This is a genomic window from Flavobacterium sp. PL02 (genome assembly GCF_035013205.1).
GTDB lineage: Bacteria > Bacteroidota > Bacteroidia > Flavobacteriales > Flavobacteriaceae > Flavobacterium.
This window is the reverse complement of record NZ_JAYGJP010000003.1, coordinates 22,766-39,559: the sequence shown is the minus strand read 5'-3', so window position 1 is coordinate 39,559 and position 16,794 is coordinate 22,766. Positions and strand designations below refer to the sequence as shown.

Annotated in this window: 18 protein-coding genes and 1 tRNA gene; 7 read left to right on the top strand and 12 right to left on the bottom strand. The window is 32.2% G+C overall.

Annotated elements, in window-relative coordinates:
* Nucleotide 1 precedes the first annotated feature (1 nt).
* The 4 genes from SHI72_RS11165 to SHI72_RS11150 form a co-directional block, all read right to left on the bottom strand.
* The gene (locus SHI72_RS11165; RefSeq protein WP_035620033.1) at nt 2-490 is read right to left on the bottom strand and encodes an IPExxxVDY family protein; all 489 of its coding nucleotides are present in this window, start codon (nt 488-490) and stop codon (nt 2-4) included.
* 114 nt (nt 491-604) lie between these two features.
* Nucleotides 605-1,345 carry a ribonuclease III family protein gene (locus SHI72_RS11160; protein WP_039113406.1) on the bottom strand — a complete coding sequence of 247 codons (741 nt, stop codon included), beginning with the start codon at nt 1,343-1,345 and terminating at the stop codon, nt 605-607.
* 7 nt (nt 1,346-1,352) lie between these two features.
* The gene (fabF, locus tag SHI72_RS11155) at nt 1,353-2,606 is read right to left on the bottom strand and encodes a beta-ketoacyl-ACP synthase II (protein WP_039113407.1); all 1,254 of its coding nucleotides are present in this window, start codon (nt 2,604-2,606) and stop codon (nt 1,353-1,355) included.
* A 248-nt stretch (nt 2,607-2,854) separates the two neighbouring features.
* Nucleotides 2,855-3,091, bottom strand: a complete 237-nt coding sequence (locus SHI72_RS11150) for an acyl carrier protein (RefSeq protein WP_007137004.1) — start codon at nt 3,089-3,091, stop codon at nt 2,855-2,857.
* Between the two features lie 175 nt (nt 3,092-3,266).
* On the opposite strand from SHI72_RS11150, the gene purN reads away from it, so the two are divergent.
* A complete protein-coding gene (gene purN / locus SHI72_RS11145) occupies nt 3,267-3,830 on the top strand; it encodes a phosphoribosylglycinamide formyltransferase (RefSeq protein WP_323490003.1) in 564 nt (187 codons plus the stop codon).
* Nucleotides 3,831-4,021: 191 nt separating this feature from the next.
* Entirely contained in the window at nt 4,022-4,504 is a 483-nt protein-coding gene (rnhA, locus tag SHI72_RS11140; RefSeq protein WP_035620021.1) for a ribonuclease HI, read from the top strand.
* Between the two features lie 59 nt (nt 4,505-4,563).
* On the opposite strand, the gene SHI72_RS11135 is transcribed toward rnhA, so the two are convergent.
* Nucleotides 4,564-4,911: a DUF6249 domain-containing protein gene (locus tag SHI72_RS11135; protein ID WP_039117460.1), complete on the bottom strand. Its 348-nt coding sequence runs from the start codon at nt 4,909-4,911 to the stop codon at nt 4,564-4,566.
* Between the two features lie 128 nt (nt 4,912-5,039).
* Here SHI72_RS11135 and SHI72_RS11130 point away from each other — a divergent pair, with 128 nt between their 5' ends.
* The 4 genes from SHI72_RS11130 to SHI72_RS11115 all read left to right on the top strand — a co-directional run bounded on the left by SHI72_RS11130 (nt 5,040) and on the right by SHI72_RS11115 (nt 9,127).
* Nucleotides 5,040-5,627, top strand: coding sequence for an RNA polymerase sigma factor (locus SHI72_RS11130; RefSeq protein ID WP_086896222.1), 588 nt, complete (start codon nt 5,040-5,042; stop codon nt 5,625-5,627).
* Nucleotides 5,611-6,012 carry a hypothetical protein gene (locus tag SHI72_RS11125; RefSeq protein ID WP_039113412.1) on the top strand — a complete coding sequence of 134 codons (402 nt, stop codon included), beginning with the start codon at nt 5,611-5,613 and terminating at the stop codon, nt 6,010-6,012. Before SHI72_RS11130 ends, SHI72_RS11125 begins: the two co-directional genes overlap by 17 nt.
* A gap of 202 nt (nt 6,013-6,214) precedes the next feature.
* Nucleotides 6,215-7,138: a PfkB family carbohydrate kinase gene (locus SHI72_RS11120; protein WP_039113413.1), complete on the top strand. Its 924-nt coding sequence runs from the start codon at nt 6,215-6,217 to the stop codon at nt 7,136-7,138.
* A 90-nt stretch (nt 7,139-7,228) separates the two neighbouring features.
* Complete coding sequence (locus SHI72_RS11115; protein ID WP_323490002.1) at nt 7,229-9,127, top strand: amidophosphoribosyltransferase; 1,899 nt, start codon at nt 7,229-7,231, stop codon at nt 9,125-9,127.
* 517 nt (nt 9,128-9,644) lie between these two features.
* Here SHI72_RS11115 and SHI72_RS11110 read toward each other — a convergent pair.
* The 4 genes from SHI72_RS11110 to SHI72_RS11095 all read right to left on the bottom strand — a co-directional run bounded on the left by SHI72_RS11110 (nt 9,645) and on the right by SHI72_RS11095 (nt 13,138).
* Nucleotides 9,645-10,253: a superoxide dismutase gene (locus SHI72_RS11110; RefSeq protein WP_323490001.1), complete on the bottom strand. Its 609-nt coding sequence runs from the start codon at nt 10,251-10,253 to the stop codon at nt 9,645-9,647.
* A 140-nt stretch (nt 10,254-10,393) separates the two neighbouring features.
* The gene (pth, locus tag SHI72_RS11105; RefSeq protein WP_323490000.1) at nt 10,394-11,020 is read right to left on the bottom strand and encodes an aminoacyl-tRNA hydrolase; all 627 of its coding nucleotides are present in this window, start codon (nt 11,018-11,020) and stop codon (nt 10,394-10,396) included.
* Nucleotides 11,021-11,457: 437 nt separating this feature from the next.
* Nucleotides 11,458-12,069 (bottom strand): 50S ribosomal protein L25/general stress protein Ctc, encoded by a 612-nt coding sequence (locus SHI72_RS11100; protein WP_039113422.1) that lies wholly within the window; start codon nt 12,067-12,069, stop codon nt 11,458-11,460.
* Between the two features lie 127 nt (nt 12,070-12,196).
* Nucleotides 12,197-13,138, bottom strand: a complete 942-nt coding sequence (locus SHI72_RS11095; protein WP_039116638.1) for a ribose-phosphate pyrophosphokinase — start codon at nt 13,136-13,138, stop codon at nt 12,197-12,199.
* A 226-nt stretch (nt 13,139-13,364) separates the two neighbouring features.
* Between SHI72_RS11095 and SHI72_RS11090 the strand changes: the two genes are divergently transcribed.
* Nucleotides 13,365-13,444 (top strand) — tRNA-Leu (locus SHI72_RS11090).
* Between the two features lie 102 nt (nt 13,445-13,546).
* On the opposite strand, the gene SHI72_RS11085 is transcribed toward SHI72_RS11090, so the two are convergent.
* The 3 genes from SHI72_RS11085 to SHI72_RS11075 all read right to left on the bottom strand — a co-directional run bounded on the left by SHI72_RS11085 (nt 13,547) and on the right by SHI72_RS11075 (nt 16,753).
* Entirely contained in the window at nt 13,547-13,783 is a 237-nt protein-coding gene (locus SHI72_RS11085) for a transposase (protein WP_323489999.1), read from the bottom strand.
* A gap of 418 nt (nt 13,784-14,201) precedes the next feature.
* Nucleotides 14,202-15,041, bottom strand: a complete 840-nt coding sequence (locus SHI72_RS11080) for an RES domain-containing protein (protein ID WP_323489998.1) — start codon at nt 15,039-15,041, stop codon at nt 14,202-14,204.
* Between the two features lie 29 nt (nt 15,042-15,070).
* Nucleotides 15,071-16,753: a DUF262 domain-containing protein gene (locus SHI72_RS11075; RefSeq protein ID WP_323489997.1), complete on the bottom strand. Its 1,683-nt coding sequence runs from the start codon at nt 16,751-16,753 to the stop codon at nt 15,071-15,073.
* Between the last annotated feature and the right edge of the window lie 41 nt (nt 16,754-16,794).

Genomic DNA, 16,794 nt, shown 5'->3' with positions numbered 1-16,794 from the left:
ATTAAAAAATTAAATTGTTTTTTGATTTTATTTTATTTGTATCAACTATATAAACCGTTGAGATGGTATCAATGGTATTTAATATTTGTTGTATTTTTAATATATCGAAAGCTTCCTCACTCTTTTCAATTTTTAAAAAATAATCAACTTTTTTAAACTCAGGTAGTAGATATACTTTTGTGGCGACCTCCATCGAAGTATCTGAAAATAAATCCTGACTGTCATTTGGTGTATTCTGAATGACTTCGTTTTTATTTTGAATTAAATCCCAATAAAGTTCTTTTTCTTCATCGTAATAATCAAATCGTGAAAAATGAGTCTCACCTTCTTTCACATTAATTTGGATTTCATTTTTACTTTTACTCAAAAGAACCGGGAAGTTTTGATTGATAAAATAAGCCAGTCGATAATCTTCCATAGAAGTATGTATGGCAATCAAATTATAATCAATTTCATCAAATTCGCCTAATTCTAATTTATGAATAGCCATTTCCTGAAAAAATAAGTTGTAAATATACTATTTCTATTGCTGGTTCAATAGTTAAGATTGGTATGTTTTTGTTAATTTATAAACGAAAACGATGTAGTTTTAAGAAAACTAGTTTTATTTCTTGTCCATTTTTTCTTGAAATGCAAAATACGCACGTTGTGATGCTTTTTCTTCTGCTTTCTTTTTGGAAGTTGCTCGCGCTCTTGCGACTACTTTATCGTCAATACTTAATTTAACGCCAAATAAACGTTCTCCACCAATGCCATTATCCTCAAAAATATCATAATGGAATATCTTTTTCTCTTTCTGACACCATTCGATAACTAAGCTTTTGTAGCTTATAACTTTTCCCTCAAGTCGGGTAATATCTACGTACGGACCGATTACGCTACTTTGGATAAATTTTTCACAAAAAGAATACCCTCTGTCAAGATAAATGGCTCCAATAAGCGATTCGAAAATGTTACCATGAATGTTTTCTCCAAAGTGTTGTAAAGGCACTTTGCTTTCTATAAAACGAGCCAGATTAAGATCTTTTCCAAGTTCGTTCAAATGTTCTCTACTTACGATTTTAGAACGCATCTTGGTAAGGTAACCTTCATCTCCAGCAGGAGCTTTATTAAAGAGATGTGCTGCAATTACAGCACTTAGCATTGCATCTCCAAGAAATTCTAAACGTTCGTAGTTAATAGGATTTCCGTTTTCGTCCAGTCGATTAGAAGAGCGATGAGTAAAGGCTTTCTTATAAAATTGAAGCGAAATAGGTGGAAAACCAAGGATTTTTTGAATAGAATCAAAAAAAATCCCGTCTTCTTGAGAACGGGATTTTGAAAATATTTTTTTGAAAATACTCATAAGAAAATTAGTCAACTAATTTTTTAAATAAAACACAAGCATTGTGACCTCCAAAACCAAAAGTGTTACTCATAGCAACATTTACTTCTCTTTTTTGAGGTTTGTTTAGTGTTAAATTTAATGAAGGATCTATTTTTTCATCAGCAACCGTATGATTGATTGTTGGAGGAACAATACCGTGTTGCATAGCAAGTATAGAAGCAATTGCTTCGATAGCACCAGCAGCACCAAGTAAGTGTCCAGTCATAGATTTTGTAGAGTTGATATTGATGTTTTTGGCATGATCACCAAAAACAGCACTAATCGCTTTTAATTCAGCAACATCTCCAAGTGGAGTAGATGTACCGTGCGTATTAATATGATCAACATCTTCAGGTTTCATACCAGCATCACGTAATGTGTTTTTCATTACAGCAATAACACCAAGTCCTTCTGGATGAGGTGCTGTTAAGTGGTACGCATCAGATGACATTCCGCCACCGCCAATTTCGCAATATATTTTTGCTCCACGTGCTTTAGCGTGTTCGTAATCTTCAAGTACTAATGCACCAGCTCCTTCACCTAAAACAAAACCGTCACGAGTAGCATCAAAAGGTCTTGAAGCAGTCTCAGGACTATCATTTCTGGTTGATAAAGCATGCATAGAGTTAAAGCCTCCCATTCCTGCAATTGTAATAGCAGCTTCAGATCCACCAGAGATGATAATATCACACATTCCTAAACGAATGTAGTTAAAAGCATCAATAAGTGCATTGGCAGAAGAAGCACAAGCAGAAACAGTTGTATAATTTGGTCCCATATAACCATTTCTCATAGAAATGTGTGCAGGGGCAATATCAGCAATCATTTTAGGAATAAAAAACGGATTGAATTTTGGTGTTCCGTCTCCTTTAGCATAGTAAATAACTTCTTCTTGAAAAGTTTCTAAACCACCAATTCCAGCTCCCCAGATAACTCCAACTCTTTCTTTGTCGACGTTGTCATCAGTAAGACCAGCATCTTTTATAGCTTCGTCACTTGCGGCAACAGCATATTGTGCAAATTTATCTAGTCTACGAGATTCTTTACGATCCATAAAATCTTCGATGTTGAAGTTTTTTACTTCACAAGCAAATTTCGTTTTATGTTTCTCTGTATCGTAATACGTTATTGGGGCAGCACCGCTTACTCCATTAATAAGCGCGTTCCAATAATCCTGGATGTTATTCCCAATAGGGGTAAGTGCGCCTAATCCTGTTACAACAACTCGCCTTAATACCATAAATAATGTGTTTTATTAGCTTTAAACAAATAAAACCCACGCTTTCTTGATTGTATTATATTACAAAAGAGCCATGGGTATTACAATATAAATATATTTTTTTGATTGAAAATCAACCCAAAATTTAAATTTTTATAAAAAATAATAACACCCGATTTCTAAAAATTCCAATTTTTTGAAATTTCAAATTCCAATCTTGGAATTTGACTTTTGATTTTTGTAATTTTTAAGAGTCGGGTGGGAATTTATTATTTTTTAGCTTCTTCGATATAAGAAATAGCTTGACCTACAGTAGCAATGTTTTCTGCTTGATCGTCTGGAATTTGGATATCAAATTCTTTTTCGAATTCCATAATAAGCTCAACAGTGTCTAATGAGTCAGCTCCTAAATCATTAGTGAAGCTTGCTTCTGTTACAACTTCGTTTTCGTCAACACCTAATTTGTCTACGATAATCGCTTTTACTCTTGATGCAATGTCTGACATAATCTTTAATTTTAGAATTTAATTTGTTGGCAAAAATAAAAAACTTTATTTTAAAACCACGATTTAGTTAATAAATGTAACACTAATTTATAAAATTAATTTCAACAAAGGGGTTCGAATGTTATTTATTTTGGTTTTTTATTCCGTTTTTTGCAAAAAATAAATCAATTCGAGTATGAAAAAAATTATTGTTTTTGCTTCAGGTTCAGGGAGTAACGCCGAAAACATAATAAAATATTTCGCTGAAACACAAATTGCAAATGTGGTTTCTGTGTTTACCAATAACGCTAATGCGAAAGTAATTGAAAGAGCCAAAAACTACCAAGTTGAGGCCCAAATTTTCACCAAAACCGAATTAATTGACGGTAATGTACTACAAAAAGTAAAATTAATTGATCCAGATTTGATCGTTTTGGCTGGATTCTTACTTCAATTCCCAAAAAACATTATCGAGGCATATCCTAATAAAATAATTAACATTCATCCTGCATTATTACCTAATTATGGAGGGAAAGGAATGTATGGAATGCACATTCACAGAGCAATAGTCGAAAATAAGGAAAAAGAGACAGGAATAAGTATTCATTATGTAAATGAGAATTATGATGAAGGAGCGATTATCTTTCAGGAAAAAGTAGCTTTGACTGATACGGATACAGCAGAAGATGTGGCCGCTAAAATCCATGAATTAGAGCAAAAACACTTTCCAGAAGTAATTTATAAATTGTTAGATAATTAGACTTGCTTAGACTTCTTAGATTGTTGAGTTGTCGATTTTATTCTGGGTTTTAAAAGGAATAAAAGAATGAAATTGTTTATGTTTCGCTTGAGATAAAACGAACAAGTCTAAGAGCGAAGCGAGTTCAATAATCTAAGAAGTCTAAAAGCGAAGCAAGTCTAAAAATCTAATATCTAAGAAGTCTAAAAAAAATGAATCAACACGAAGTACATATATATACAGATGGCGCGGCTAAGGGGAATCCTGGTAATGGGGGATATGGAGTAGTTATGGAATTGGTTGGAACACCACATAAAAAGGAATATTATGAAGGATTCCGTCTTACGACAAATAACAGGATGGAACTTTTGGCAGTAATAGTAGGTTTAGAAAAACTTAAAAAACCAAATATGAAAGTTCTTGTTATTTCAGATTCAAAATATGTGGTTGATTCTGTTTTAAAAAAATGGGTTTTTGGTTGGGAAAAGAAAAAGTTTGTTGGGAGAAAAAATCCTGACTTATGGAAACGTTTTTTGGTTATTTATAGAAAACACCAAGTTGATTTTAAATGGATAAAAGGGCATAATAATCATCCTCAAAATGAGCGTTGTGATGAATTGGCAGTTATGGCTTCCATGCAAAAGCAACTTTCTATAGATGCTTATTATGAAAATATAGGATCTAAAGAAGCATAAAAAAACGTGTCAGGGAAACATTTTCCTGACACGTTTTTTTTTAAAGTAATTGTATTGTTTTATTCTTTGTCTAAATCTTTAGATTTATTGAAGCCTACAAGTAATCCAATTCCTGCCATGGTAAAAATTGTAGATGGATAAACTGCACCATCTTGCAAAGAAGTGTACGTTGTAATTAGCAAGGCAATGAAAATTCCAATTCCGCTTCCTATTAATAAAAAGGCAAAATTTAAAATAAGGACTTTCCATATTGGTGTACTATTGTTTTTTCCTTTCATGAAAATACTGGCATCGACACCTTTTTCTATGAGAGCTAATCGTTCTCTGTTTCTGGTTGAATAAATAAGATAGACAATTCCGAATATCATTAAGAAAAGGCTAATTGGCACTAAAATTTGTGGTCCCATAATTTTTATAATTTAATTGATTGATATTCCATATGACGAGATAAGTTTAACTGAGGTTACAGATTTTGTCAAAAAAAATATTTTAACTTAGTTGTAACCTTAATGAGTTTGTTGTCGTCATATGGAATATGGATAAAGTAAATGATCAGTATTATATCAATCAGGTTCTTTTAGGGGAAACTAATATGTTTGCAGTATTAGTTGATCGTTATAAAGACATGATCTTTACTATGGCTATAAAGATGGTAAAAAATAGAGAAATAGCCGAGGAAGTTTCTCAAGATACCTTTATTAAGATTTTTAATTCCTTGAATAAGTTTAAAGGAGATTCTAAGTTTTCGACCTGGATTTATAAAATAGCCTATAACACGTGTTTGGATTATTTGAAGAAGAATAAGAAAGATGAAAACCACGTTGTTATCGATGAGCTTAAAGGATATTTGATTAAAACTACTGATAATGCTTTAAGTATTTTGGAAAATCAAGAACGGAAGCAAGATATCCAGAATTGTTTAAATTTGTTACCAAGTGAAGAAAGTTTTCTATTGACACTTTTCTATTTTGACGATCAGAATTTAAATGAAATAGCTAAAATCATGGATATTAGTGTCAGTAATGTTAAAGTGAAGTTATTCCGGAGTAGAAAAAAATTAGCAGTTATTTTAAAAGAGCAATTAGAACCTGAAATATTAGATTATTATGAAAGAGAGCGATGAATATTACGAAAATTTAGTAGACAAAGTTATGGCAGAAAGTGCTTTGCAAAAGCCTTCAGCTGATTTTACTTCAAAAATCATGTCTCAAATTTTAATTGCAGAGAAAAGTAAAGCCATTGTGTATAAACCACTAATTTCAAAATCTGTTTGGTTTGTGATTCTGGTATGCTTAATTGCTTTTGTCGGGTATGTAATTTTTGGTGGGAACGAAACGAAACAAAACGATTTGGTTGTAAGTGATTTGCTTTATTCTAAAATTGATAATATGACTCCTTTGTTTCAGTTTTCAAAAAACACATCTTATGCAGTTTTAATTGTAGCTTTAATGGCCTTGATTCAGATACCAGTATTGAAGAATTATTACGATAAAAGATATAGATTCTAAATCGCGTTTTTTAGGTTTTTCTCATTTATTTATTCTTATAAATGTAAGAAATAATCCAGCATTTGTAAGGTGTAAGTGTTTGGTTTTTAGTGTATTTGGTTGATTTATTGAGTTTCGTTTTTTATGAAAATTTTGATACGATCAATCGTTGCAACTCTGAAACTTATAAAGTATCTTTGCACCTTAATTCGAAATTCATAAAATGAATAAATTACTGATTGTCGGAACAGTTGCTTTCGATGCTATTGAAACCCCTTTTGGGAAAACAGATAAAATATTAGGTGGTGCAGCGACATATATTGGTTTGTCGGCATCGTTTTTCAACCTACAATCGGCTATTGTTTCTGTAGTTGGAGATGATTTTCCTCAAGAACATTTAGATTTATTAACTTCAAGAAATATTGATATTTCTGGACTTGAAATCGTAAAAGGTGGGAAAACTTTCTTTTGGAGCGGACTTTACCATAACGACCTGAACTCAAGAGATACATTAGCGACAGAGCTTAATGTATTGGCAGATTTTCAGCCTAAAGTTCCACAAAGCTTCAAAGATGCTGATGTTGTAATGTTAGGTAATTTACATCCTCTTGTACAAAGCAGTGTTTTAGATCAAATGGAATCAAAACCAAAATTAGTAGTTTTGGATACGATGAACTTTTGGATGGATTGTGCTTTACCAGAATTACTAGACGTTATAAAACGTGTTGATGTAATTACAATTAATGATGAAGAAGCAAGACAACTTTCTGGTGAATATTCATTAGTTAAAGCGGCTGCAAAGATTCATACTCTTGGACCAAAATATGTGGTAATCAAGAAAGGGGAACACGGAGCATTATTATTTCATGATAAAGAAGTGTTTTTTGCACCAGCATTACCTTTAGAAGATGTTTTCGATCCAACTGGAGCTGGAGATACTTTTGCAGGAGGTTTTGCAGGGTTTATTGCTCAGAGTGAAAATGTTTCATTTAAGAACATGAAAAATGCAGTAATTTATGGATCAAATTTAGCTTCATTTTGTGTAGAGAAATTTGGGACAGAAAGAATGGTTGCCTTAGATAAAAACGAAGTAGTTGCGAGATTAAAACAATTTAAGTCGCTAACTCAGTTTGACATAGAACTATAAAGAATTAAAGCCTCGTTCACGGGGCTTTTTTGATTTTGTTATTACAAAGAATAGTACAAACTACAACAACAACACACAAACACAAATACAATGAGCGACGCTTTAAAACACGAATGTGGTATAGCTTTGGTTAGACTTCTTAAACCGCTTGAATATTACAAAGAAAAATACGGAACAGCTTTTTATGGGGTACAAAAAATGTACCTTATGATGGAGAAACAGCATAACCGTGGACAAGATGGTGCTGGTTTTTCAAGCATCAAATTGGATGTTGAACCAGGACAACGATACATAAGTAGGGTTCGTTCTAATCACGCACAACCAATACAAGATGTTTTTAAACAAATAAATGAGCGTATTAATGAAGAGATGACTTTGCATCCTGAATACGCAAATGATGTTGCAAAACAAAAAGAAAATATTCCATATATAGGAGAGTTATTTTTAGGACACGTTCGTTACGGAACTTTTGGTAAAAATAGTATCGAAAGTGTACATCCATTTTTACGTCAGAGCAACTGGATGCATCGTAATCTTATTTTGGCGGGTAACTTTAACATGACAAATGTTAAAGAACTTTTCGAAAATTTAGTAGAGCTTGGACAACATCCTAAAGAAATGGCGGATACAGTTACAGTGATGGAGAAAATTGGTCACTTTCTTGATAAAGAAGTAATGTCTTTATATCAGGATTGTAAACAAGAAGGATATTCTAAAAGAGAAGCTTCTCCAGTAATTGCAGACCGATTGGATATTGGAAAAATATTAATGCGTTCAGCTAAAAATTTAGATGGAGGATATGCAATGGCTGGTTTATTAGGTCATGGTGATGCTTTTGTTTTTAGAGATCCAGCTGGAATTCGTCCTGCTTATTTTTATCAAGATGAAGAAGTAGTAGTTGTAGCTTCAGAAAGACCAGTTATCCAAACAGTTTTTAATGTTCCTTTTGAAAGCGTTCAGGAAATTGAACCAGGAAATGCATTAATCATTAAGAAAAGTGGTAAAGTTTCTATGGAAGAAATTTTAACGCCAACAGTTAAAAAAGCATGTTCGTTTGAAAGAATCTACTTTTCAAGAGGTAGTGATGCTGAAATATATCAAGAACGTAAAAATTTAGGTAGATTAATTTTGCCAGCAGTTTTAAATGCAATTGATAGTGATACAGATAATACTGTTTTCTCTTATATCCCGAATACAGCTGAAACTTCTTTTTATGGTTTGGTTGAAGCAGCGCAGGATTTCTTAAATCAGAGAAAAAACAATTATATAATAGCTAATAGAAATACGCTTACTGCTGAAACGTTGCAAGAATTACTTGCTGTAAAAATACGTACAGAGAAAGTAGCTATTAAAGATGCTAAATTAAGAACCTTTATTACAGAAGATAGTAGCCGTGATGATCTTGTGGCTCACGTATATGATGTAACATATGGTGTAATAAAACCAACTGATAATTTGGTGATTATCGATGATAGTATTGTTCGTGGAACTACACTTAAAATGAGCATCATAAAAATGATGGATCGTTTAAATCCTAAACGAATTGTTATAGTATCATCGGCGCCACAAATTCGTTTCCCTGATTGTTATGGAATAGACATGGCAAAACTAGAAGGATTGGTAGCTTTTAGAGCAGCATTAGAATTATTAAAAGAGCGTAATCTATATCATATTGTAGATGAAGTATATGCTAAATGTAAAGCACAAGAAAATTATTTAGATAGTGATGTTGTAAATTATGTTACAGCAATTTATGATCCATTTGAACCACAAGAGGTTTCAGATAAAATTGCTGAAATGTTGAGTTCACCAGAAATAAAAGCCGAAGTAAAAATTATTTTCCAAACCGTAGAGGATTTACATATTGCTTGTCCTAAAAATCTAGGAGACTGGTATTTTACAGGAGATTATCCTACTCCGGGAGGAAATAGAGTGGTAAACCGCGCTTTCATGAATTTTTACGAAGGAAAAGACGCTAGAGCGTATTAAAAAGCATAACAAAAGGTTAAAAAGTGCATTTCATCGGTTTTTTTTGCCGTTTATCTTGATTGTTTGGTAAAAATGCACTGCTAACATACTTTTGAAAGACCATAACATTAGTAGGTTAAGTTTATGGTAGATTTGGGGCAAAAAGGGTGGAAGCAATTCCACCTTTTTTATTGGAATCAAGTCAAGGAGAAGGACTTAAAAAGGTCTTCTAATGATGAAATAAGTCTAATCATCGATTTTATTTGTAGTTCAACAGGAATATTTGGTATAGCTACAATGTCGACATACATTTGAAGAACCATAACATTAGTAGGTTAAGTTTATGGTAGATTTGGGGCAAAAAAGGTGGAAGAGATTCCACCTTTTTTATTTTATATTAAGTAGAGAAAAGAATAAAGAACATAGAAAAAAGATTGCAGATTTAAGACAAAGAGAATTTAAAAAATTAAACATAAAAAAAGACGGATAGCAATTAAGCCATCCGTCTTTTTTCTTTACTCTTTCTATTATCTCAAGACTATTTATCTAAAGCAAATCTTCTAGCAACTTCAGTCCAGTTAATTACACTGAAAAAAGCTTCGATATAATCAGGTCTTCTGTTTTGGTAATTTAAATAGTAAGCATGCTCCCAAACATCCATTCCTAAAATTGGAGTTCCTTCGCAACCTACTTCTGGCATTAATGGATTGTCTTGGTTTGGTGTTCCACAAACGTCTAACTTTCCTCCTTTAAGTACACATAACCAAGCCCATCCAGAACCGAATTGTGTTGCACCAGCTTTAGCAAACTTAGCTTTAAACTCTTCAAAAGTTCCAAAAGAAGCTTCGATAGCTGCTAATAAATCTCCTGTAGGTAATCCGCCCCCGTTTGGTGACATTACTGTCCAGAATAAATTGTGATTGTAGTATCCACCACCGTTGTTACGAACTGCAGCGTTTTTTTTATCTAAATTGATTAGGATGTTCTCGATTGTTTTTCCTTCTAAATCTGTTCCTGCAATTGCTGTATTAAGATTTGTTGTGTAAGCATTGTGATGTTTTGTATGGTGGATTTCCATTGTACGAGCATCAATATGTGGTTCTAATGCGTCATACGCATAAGGTAATTGTGGTAATTCGAAAGCCATAATATTATTGTTTTACGATTTATAATTAAATTTAATCCAAATTTATACATTTAAGTTTGGAATAGAAAATACTATTTGACTATAATCAAATTAAATTAATTGATAATCTGATTTTTTGGTACTTATGTTTTCGGGGTTTCTTACTTCCCGTTATAAGTTGTCATTGTATTTTCGAGACCAGCAGTTCCGAAGGATTTGATTATTTCGGATGCTATTTCAAGACGCTCAGGTAGTTTTGCTTTTTCGGTTTCATCCCATTCGCCTAATACATAATCTACTTGTTGACCTTTTTTAAACTCGTCGCTTATCCCAAATCTAAAACGGGTATATTGTTGCGTGTTTAAAACCAGGTTAATATTCTTGAGACCGTTATGACCTCCATCACTTCCTTTTGGTTTAATGCGAATTGTTCCGAATGAAAGATTAAGGTCATCGGTAATTACCATAATATTTTCTAACGGAATATTTTCTTTATCCATCCAATACTTTACTGCTTTGCCACTCAGGTTCATGTAAGTATTTGGTTTTAAAAGTAAAAATGTTCTTCCTTTAAATTTGTATTCGGCAAGTGAACCTAGTTTTACGGTTTCGAAAGAGATGCTTTCTTTTCGTGCTAAAAAGTCGACTATTTTAAAACCTATGTTGTGTCTTGTATTTACGTATTCTGCGCCAATGTTGCCTAATCCTACGATTAAAAATTTCTTCATATAATCTGATTTCTCTTCTGTTTTTATTGATGAAAACAGGTTTGTTATCCATTTTATCATAAATGCAAAAGTACGGTTAATTAGACAATCGGGCAATTGCTTAATTAGAAAATATGATAATTAGATAGCTTCCTTTTTTGTGGGTTTGTAGCACAAAGAGTGCTAAAGGGAAAGGGTGCAGATTTAAACGAATGATTTTAACCACAAAGTGTGTTAAAATTAACGCAGAGGTCGTAAGAGGAAAAAGGGAATGTAGATTTTGGTGTTTTTAGTTAGAATCTCAGGGTCTTCGCGTTTTTTTAACATTTGAAAAACCAAGCGTAATTGTTAGCCCTGATAGTAGCGGCATCCTTTTATTTTCTTTTAAAATAAAAGATATAGCGAATAGCAGGAGGTTTAGGTTGTTTGAAATCGAGAAATTTCTGCTCCTGGAAAATAAAAGGCAAAAAAAAACACCAGTTTTGCAACTGATGTTTTTTGTAATAGTTTGAAAAAAATTATTTTTTCTTTCCTTTTGCTGGAGCTTTTGCAGCTTTTGCAGCTTCTTGAGCAGCTTTCATAGCAGCACGAGAAATTCTTACTTGACAAACAACTGTGTTGTCTGGGTGCATGATTTTGTATTCTGGTGCACCAACTTTAGTAACGTATAATTTGTTACCCATTTCAAGTGGAGTAATGTCAGCTTCAACAAAATCCGGAAGGTTTTTAGGTAATGCTTTTACTTTAAGTTTACGAGTGTTTAAACGTAAAACACCTCCACCAAGAACACCTTTAGATGTACCAACAACTTTTACTGGAACTTCCATAGTGATTTCTTTGTCATCAAATAATTGAAAGAAGTCAATGTGTAAGATTTTGTCAGATACTGGGTGAACTTGAATGTCTTGTAAAATTGCATTGAATGATTTTCCTTTTCCAAGTTCAATCACAACTGTGTGTGCGTTTGGAGTGTAAACCAAGTTTTTAAATGCCATAACTTCTGCTGAGAAATGAACTGCCTGATTTCCTCCGTATAATACGCAAGGAACCAATCCAGCATTACGTAAGGCTTTAGTTGACACTTTACCCACGCTTTCTCTTTCTGATCCTTTAATTGTAATCGATTTCATTGTAAAAAAAATATAGTTATTAATAAATATTCAAAATTGTTATAAGCTTTAGGCGCCAGGCTTTATAAGCTTTTTTTTTGTAATCATGAAACAGCTTACGGTTTAAAGCCTAAAGCATATTGCATTTTTACATTATAAATTTTCCACTAATGGAATTGTTGTGGTGCACCATGTGCATAACTTCAGCAAAAAGAGGTGCACAACTCAACACTCTTATTTTCTTTGATTCCTTTTTTAGCGGGATTGAATCTGTTACGATTAACTCGCTTAATTTAGAATTCTCTATTTTCTCATAGGCATCCCCAGAAAGAATAGCATGTGTGCAAATAGCTCTAACGCTCAATGCTCCTTTTTCGATCATTAAATCGGCTGCTTTTGCTAATGTACCACCGGTATCGATCATGTCGTCTACCAATATTACGTTTCTGCCTTTTACTTCACCAATTAATTCCATGGTGTCGATTATATTGGCAACTTTTCTTTGTTTGTAACAAATCACTACATCTGATTCTAAAAATTTAGAATAAGCATAAGCTCTTTTTGAACCTCCCATATCTGGAGAAGCGATTGTTAAATTTTCTAAACCTAAACTTTCTACGTATGGTAAAAAGATTGTTGAAGCAAAAAGATGATCTACTGGTTTTTCGAAGAATCCTTGAATTTGATCTGCATGCAAATCCATTGTCATAATTCTTGTTGCTCCTGCAGCATCTAATAGATTGGCTACTAATTTAGCTCCAATCGGTACTCTTGGTTTGTCTTTTCTATCTTGTCTAGCCCAACCAAAATATGGTATTACAGCTGTAATATGTCTGGCTGATGCGCGTTTTGCTGCATCAATCATAAGTAACAATTCCATCAAATTATCTGCAGTTGGAAATGTCGAACAAACAATAAATACACGTAACCCTCTGATAGACTCTTCATATGATGGCTGAAATTCGCCATCGCTATAAGTTGACATTGTAACCTTACCTAACGGTATCCCGTATTGTTTTGCAATTTTTTCGGCAAGATAAACACTTTTTGAACACGCAAAAATTTTAGCTTCTGGTTCTAGGTGCGACATTATAATTTGTTGTTTTGTAGTTAGTTGTGTGTGCGTCGTTTTAACGAGGTGCAAATTTATAAAATTTATTGAACACTGAAAGGAAAATTTTAAGTATTTTGTTAGAAAATGTAAAATATTTTTATAAATTTGCACCGTGTTAAAGGAACAAGAGTTTATTATAACGATAAAAACTGTTCTATTGCGTTAAAATAATTGATTTATTAATTATTTTTTCGTCTGCTAAGCCCGGATGGCGGAATTGGTAGACGCGCTGGTCTCAAACACCTGTGGGAAACCGTGCCGGTTCGACTCCGGCTCCGGGTACATTAACGGAAAAGCTGTCATTATTGACGGCTTTTCGTTTTTTAATATCTTCCGAAGCCTTGATATTCCTAGTCAGAACGGATCATGTTCAAAAGTTGGGGATTAAGCAAAAAGATTAGATAATCTGAACAAGAAGAAATCAATATTTCTTACACCTCTAAATTGGCTTCTAAATGCTTTTATTTTTGCATTAAAAGATTCGGCAGAAGCATTGGTACTTCTATTATCAAAATAATTTAAGATTGATTGGTAGTTAAAAGTTATAGTATTGAGCAGAATATTGAAGTTTTTAAAACCTGATTCCTCTACATTTCTATACCAATGTGCTAGTTTGGTCATAGCAATATGGCATCAAGCCCAAATGAATAACTTAAGGTATTAAGTAATACAAAAGAAGCCACTTCTGTAAAAAGTGGCTTCTTCATATTTAAAAACTACACTAATCTTCAAATATGAATAATAAAGATAGTAATCCTTTTGGTATCATCATCTAAAATTTAAAATAGTAATTTAGCGACGTCCAAAAAGATTTATAAAAATAAAAAATACGACGAAAAATCCTAAAATATAGAAAAGAAATAAAAAATCTCCAGCAAATATCATTAGAGCAATTGCCCCAAAAATAGCTAGCAAGAGAATACTTCCACCCTGATTTTTATTACTCATAAAATAATTATTATTACAATTCTAATCTCTAATAATCATACATACTTGGAGATTTTAGTTTTATTGAAAGCTATATAATTACTAAATTAATTTACCATTGGATTAAATTTTGAGCAAAGCTAAAACTTGATGCATCTATTTTACCTGTTTCTGTAAACTCATGCTTATCATTTCCATTTTTAGAAACAGTCAATTCATTTCTTAAAACATGAGTTAATTCAAGATTTTTTATAAACTCTGAGTTTATTGCTAAATTCACTCCTTGTCCACCAAAAGGAACACTTGGATAATATATTCCGTCTGCCTTACCTTCTGAATGAGCAAGAGCAACATTACAATAAGCGGTAGTAATTATATATGTTTTCGGGTCATGTTTTGAAGACTTTCTGAATTTTTCAAAAAGGAATCTATAAAATAATATTATTGCATCTCTCATCTCTAAATCAGATTGCTCTATGAATGTTTCCATTACAGCTCCATGCTCTTTATCAAACTCTGAAACCCTATTCTCTTTATCGGGTGTCGTCACTATAATTCCTCTGAAAGGTTTTGTCAACTGCCATCTACCAATAGTTACGTATACTTTATCATTAACTTCTTTTGTTTCTGACCAATATTCAACTAATTCCGCAAATGAAGTAGGTCTGTTTTCTGAACAATAGAATTTAGATTGAAAAGGGCGATTACATCTTGCAAAATTTTTTACAAAATGGTTAGGCGTTATTGATATCTCTGATATGGACTGAAATAAATCATCTTTTTCATGAGTCCTTGTTCTAAAAAACACAGACTTTTCAGGAATATCGTATAATAAAACAGGTAATCTACCTATTGTTAAATAAGCTAAAACTGCTTTTTCGTAAGCATATTCATTTTCTGGATTGATAGCTTCTAATTTCTCAATTACATTTTTTACTTTTTCAACTGTCATTTTATTATTTTTTAAAATATATGAATGTTTTATCCTAAATTAAATCGAGTTACGCAAAAATCTATAATATTTTTTCTTCTGTCATCCACGCTCATTTTATTAAAACTTCCTTTTTGAATTTCCCCTGCTAGGTTTCTAATTTCAGTGTTTTGAGAGTTCAAATATCCATTAACTTTGTTAATAGGAGGTAAGTTCCCCAGACCAATATTTAAGTTCTTTTCCAACAATCCTAGATTACCTAAACGATTTTTCTCATAATCATAGTCATCAGAAAAATCATAAGAGGTTGCATCATAATTTGGGTCTTTGCTAAAAACGTGCTCAACCTGAAAGTCCTTATAAGTTATAACATCATGATTATCATTACTATATTCTGAAAGAATATATTTTACAGCTCCATTACCATAAATCGCACCATCCAAATAAGTACCAAATACGTGGTTATTTACAAATTTTTCACTAAAATTAACTAAGTGATTTTTAATTTCTTCTACAGTTAAATCGTATTCAACAATTTGAGAACTCAGCCAATAAATATCCGCAATTGGATTTGTACCTCGTAGTTTATAAACTCTTACTTCAATCGTTTCCAATATCGTTAATAAGGAATCGAGTTTTCCTTGCATATAAAGTCGAACTAGCAATGGAAATAATGTAGCAGTAAATTCTAAATGTCTAAATGGTTTTTGAAATAATGGGTTTGTTTCAATTTCTTTGACAAGTTTAGAATAACTAACAGCAAAATTTTCAAAATCCAGTAAGTATTGTGATATAAAACTTTCTAACTCACTTGGTTTTTCTTTTAATTCTTCACATTTAGTTTTCAAATTATCAAAAATAGTATCAGCTCCATCTCTATTGTTCCAAGTTGATGCAAAAAGTTTTCTTGAAGAATAATAGTGTTGAGTAAATATTGTATTTTCTTCTAGCCTCCCTAGTATTCCTAAGTTTTCTTTACAAACTAATAAATCATCATAACTATCAAAAATGTTTTCAAAACTATTATTTATTTCATCATTTAATTGTTCTTTTAAATGCAACGTCGAATACAGCATTAAAATACTTTTTGTTTTATCTAAAATTCTTAAAGGCAAACCTCTGTCGTTGATAATTGAAAACATCTTAACTGCCTGCGCTTGACTTTCAACATTAAAAACCAAAACTTCAATATTATCTCTGATAAAAATTATTCTTTGTTCGATTTCCGCAGAGGTCAAAGCGTTAGAAAATGCGATGAATAGTTTCATGGCAGAAAACATAAAGCGTTGACTCCTCTTATTAACAGTATTAATATCTATTTTTTCAAATTCAAAAAGTAATAACTTTAAAAAATCTCCATCTTCGCCAAGTGGTTGCAATTTTAGGCTATCCTTACTTCCAATAAATGCAGATAGCTGGCTTTCTCTAATATTTGCGTCAGATAATTTATCAATAAGAACTTTTAACAAGATGAATATTGTAGTAATTCTTTGTTGCCCATCTATGATTTCATAAACAGTATCCGTTGACAAACCTACACTCCTATTTTCTTTAAAGGAAAGTGTTCCAACAAAATGATTCATTTTATCCTTTAGACTCTCTTCAACATCTTTCCAAAGAGCCTTTCTTTCATTGTCCGTCCAACTGTATTTCCGCTGATAGGTTGGAATAATAAATCTATTTCCGTTGAAAATTGAGCCGATTTTTTCTGTTTGACTTTTTGTTATTGACATAGTTGATTTTATTTATTTTTGTTAATAATCAGCATTTATAG

What these genes read in the sequence shown, in the direction of transcription:
- SHI72_RS11115 (WP_323490002.1), top strand. Translation starts at nt 7,229, where the DNA reads ATGAGCGACGCTTTAAAACACGAATGTGGTATAGCTTTGGTTAGACTT.
- SHI72_RS11120 (WP_039113413.1), top strand. Translation starts at nt 6,215, where the DNA reads ATGAATAAATTACTGATTGTCGGAACAGTTGCTTTCGATGCTATTGAA.
- SHI72_RS11165 (WP_035620033.1), bottom strand. Translation starts at nt 490, where the DNA reads ATGGCTATTCATAAATTAGAATTAGGCGAATTTGATGAAATTGATTAT.
- SHI72_RS11135 (WP_039117460.1), bottom strand. Translation starts at nt 4,911, where the DNA reads ATGGGACCACAAATTTTAGTGCCAATTAGCCTTTTCTTAATGATATTC.
- SHI72_RS11085 (WP_323489999.1), bottom strand. Translation starts at nt 13,783, where the DNA reads ATGACCAAACTAGCACATTGGTATAGAAATGTAGAGGAATCAGGTTTT.
- fabF (WP_039113407.1), bottom strand. Translation starts at nt 2,606, where the DNA reads ATGGTATTAAGGCGAGTTGTTGTAACAGGATTAGGCGCACTTACCCCT.
- pth (WP_323490000.1), bottom strand. Translation starts at nt 11,020, where the DNA reads ATGATAAAATGGATAACAAACCTGTTTTCATCAATAAAAACAGAAGAG.
- SHI72_RS11095 (WP_039116638.1), bottom strand. Translation starts at nt 13,138, where the DNA reads ATGTCGCACCTAGAACCAGAAGCTAAAATTTTTGCGTGTTCAAAAAGT.
- SHI72_RS11110 (WP_323490001.1), bottom strand. Translation starts at nt 10,253, where the DNA reads ATGGCTTTCGAATTACCACAATTACCTTATGCGTATGACGCATTAGAA.
- SHI72_RS11100 (WP_039113422.1), bottom strand. Translation starts at nt 12,069, where the DNA reads ATGAAATCGATTACAATTAAAGGATCAGAAAGAGAAAGCGTGGGTAAA.
- SHI72_RS11130 (WP_086896222.1), top strand. Translation starts at nt 5,040, where the DNA reads ATGGATAAAGTAAATGATCAGTATTATATCAATCAGGTTCTTTTAGGG.
- SHI72_RS11080 (WP_323489998.1), bottom strand. Translation starts at nt 15,041, where the DNA reads ATGACAGTTGAAAAAGTAAAAAATGTAATTGAGAAATTAGAAGCTATC.
- SHI72_RS11125 (WP_039113412.1), top strand. Translation starts at nt 5,611, where the DNA reads ATGAAAGAGAGCGATGAATATTACGAAAATTTAGTAGACAAAGTTATG.
- SHI72_RS11075 (WP_323489997.1), bottom strand. Translation starts at nt 16,753, where the DNA reads ATGTCAATAACAAAAAGTCAAACAGAAAAAATCGGCTCAATTTTCAAC.
- SHI72_RS11150 (WP_007137004.1), bottom strand. Translation starts at nt 3,091, where the DNA reads ATGTCAGACATTGCATCAAGAGTAAAAGCGATTATCGTAGACAAATTA.
- SHI72_RS11160 (WP_039113406.1), bottom strand. Translation starts at nt 1,345, where the DNA reads ATGAGTATTTTCAAAAAAATATTTTCAAAATCCCGTTCTCAAGAAGAC.
- rnhA (WP_035620021.1), top strand. Translation starts at nt 4,022, where the DNA reads ATGAATCAACACGAAGTACATATATATACAGATGGCGCGGCTAAGGGG.
- purN (WP_323490003.1), top strand. Translation starts at nt 3,267, where the DNA reads ATGAAAAAAATTATTGTTTTTGCTTCAGGTTCAGGGAGTAACGCCGAA.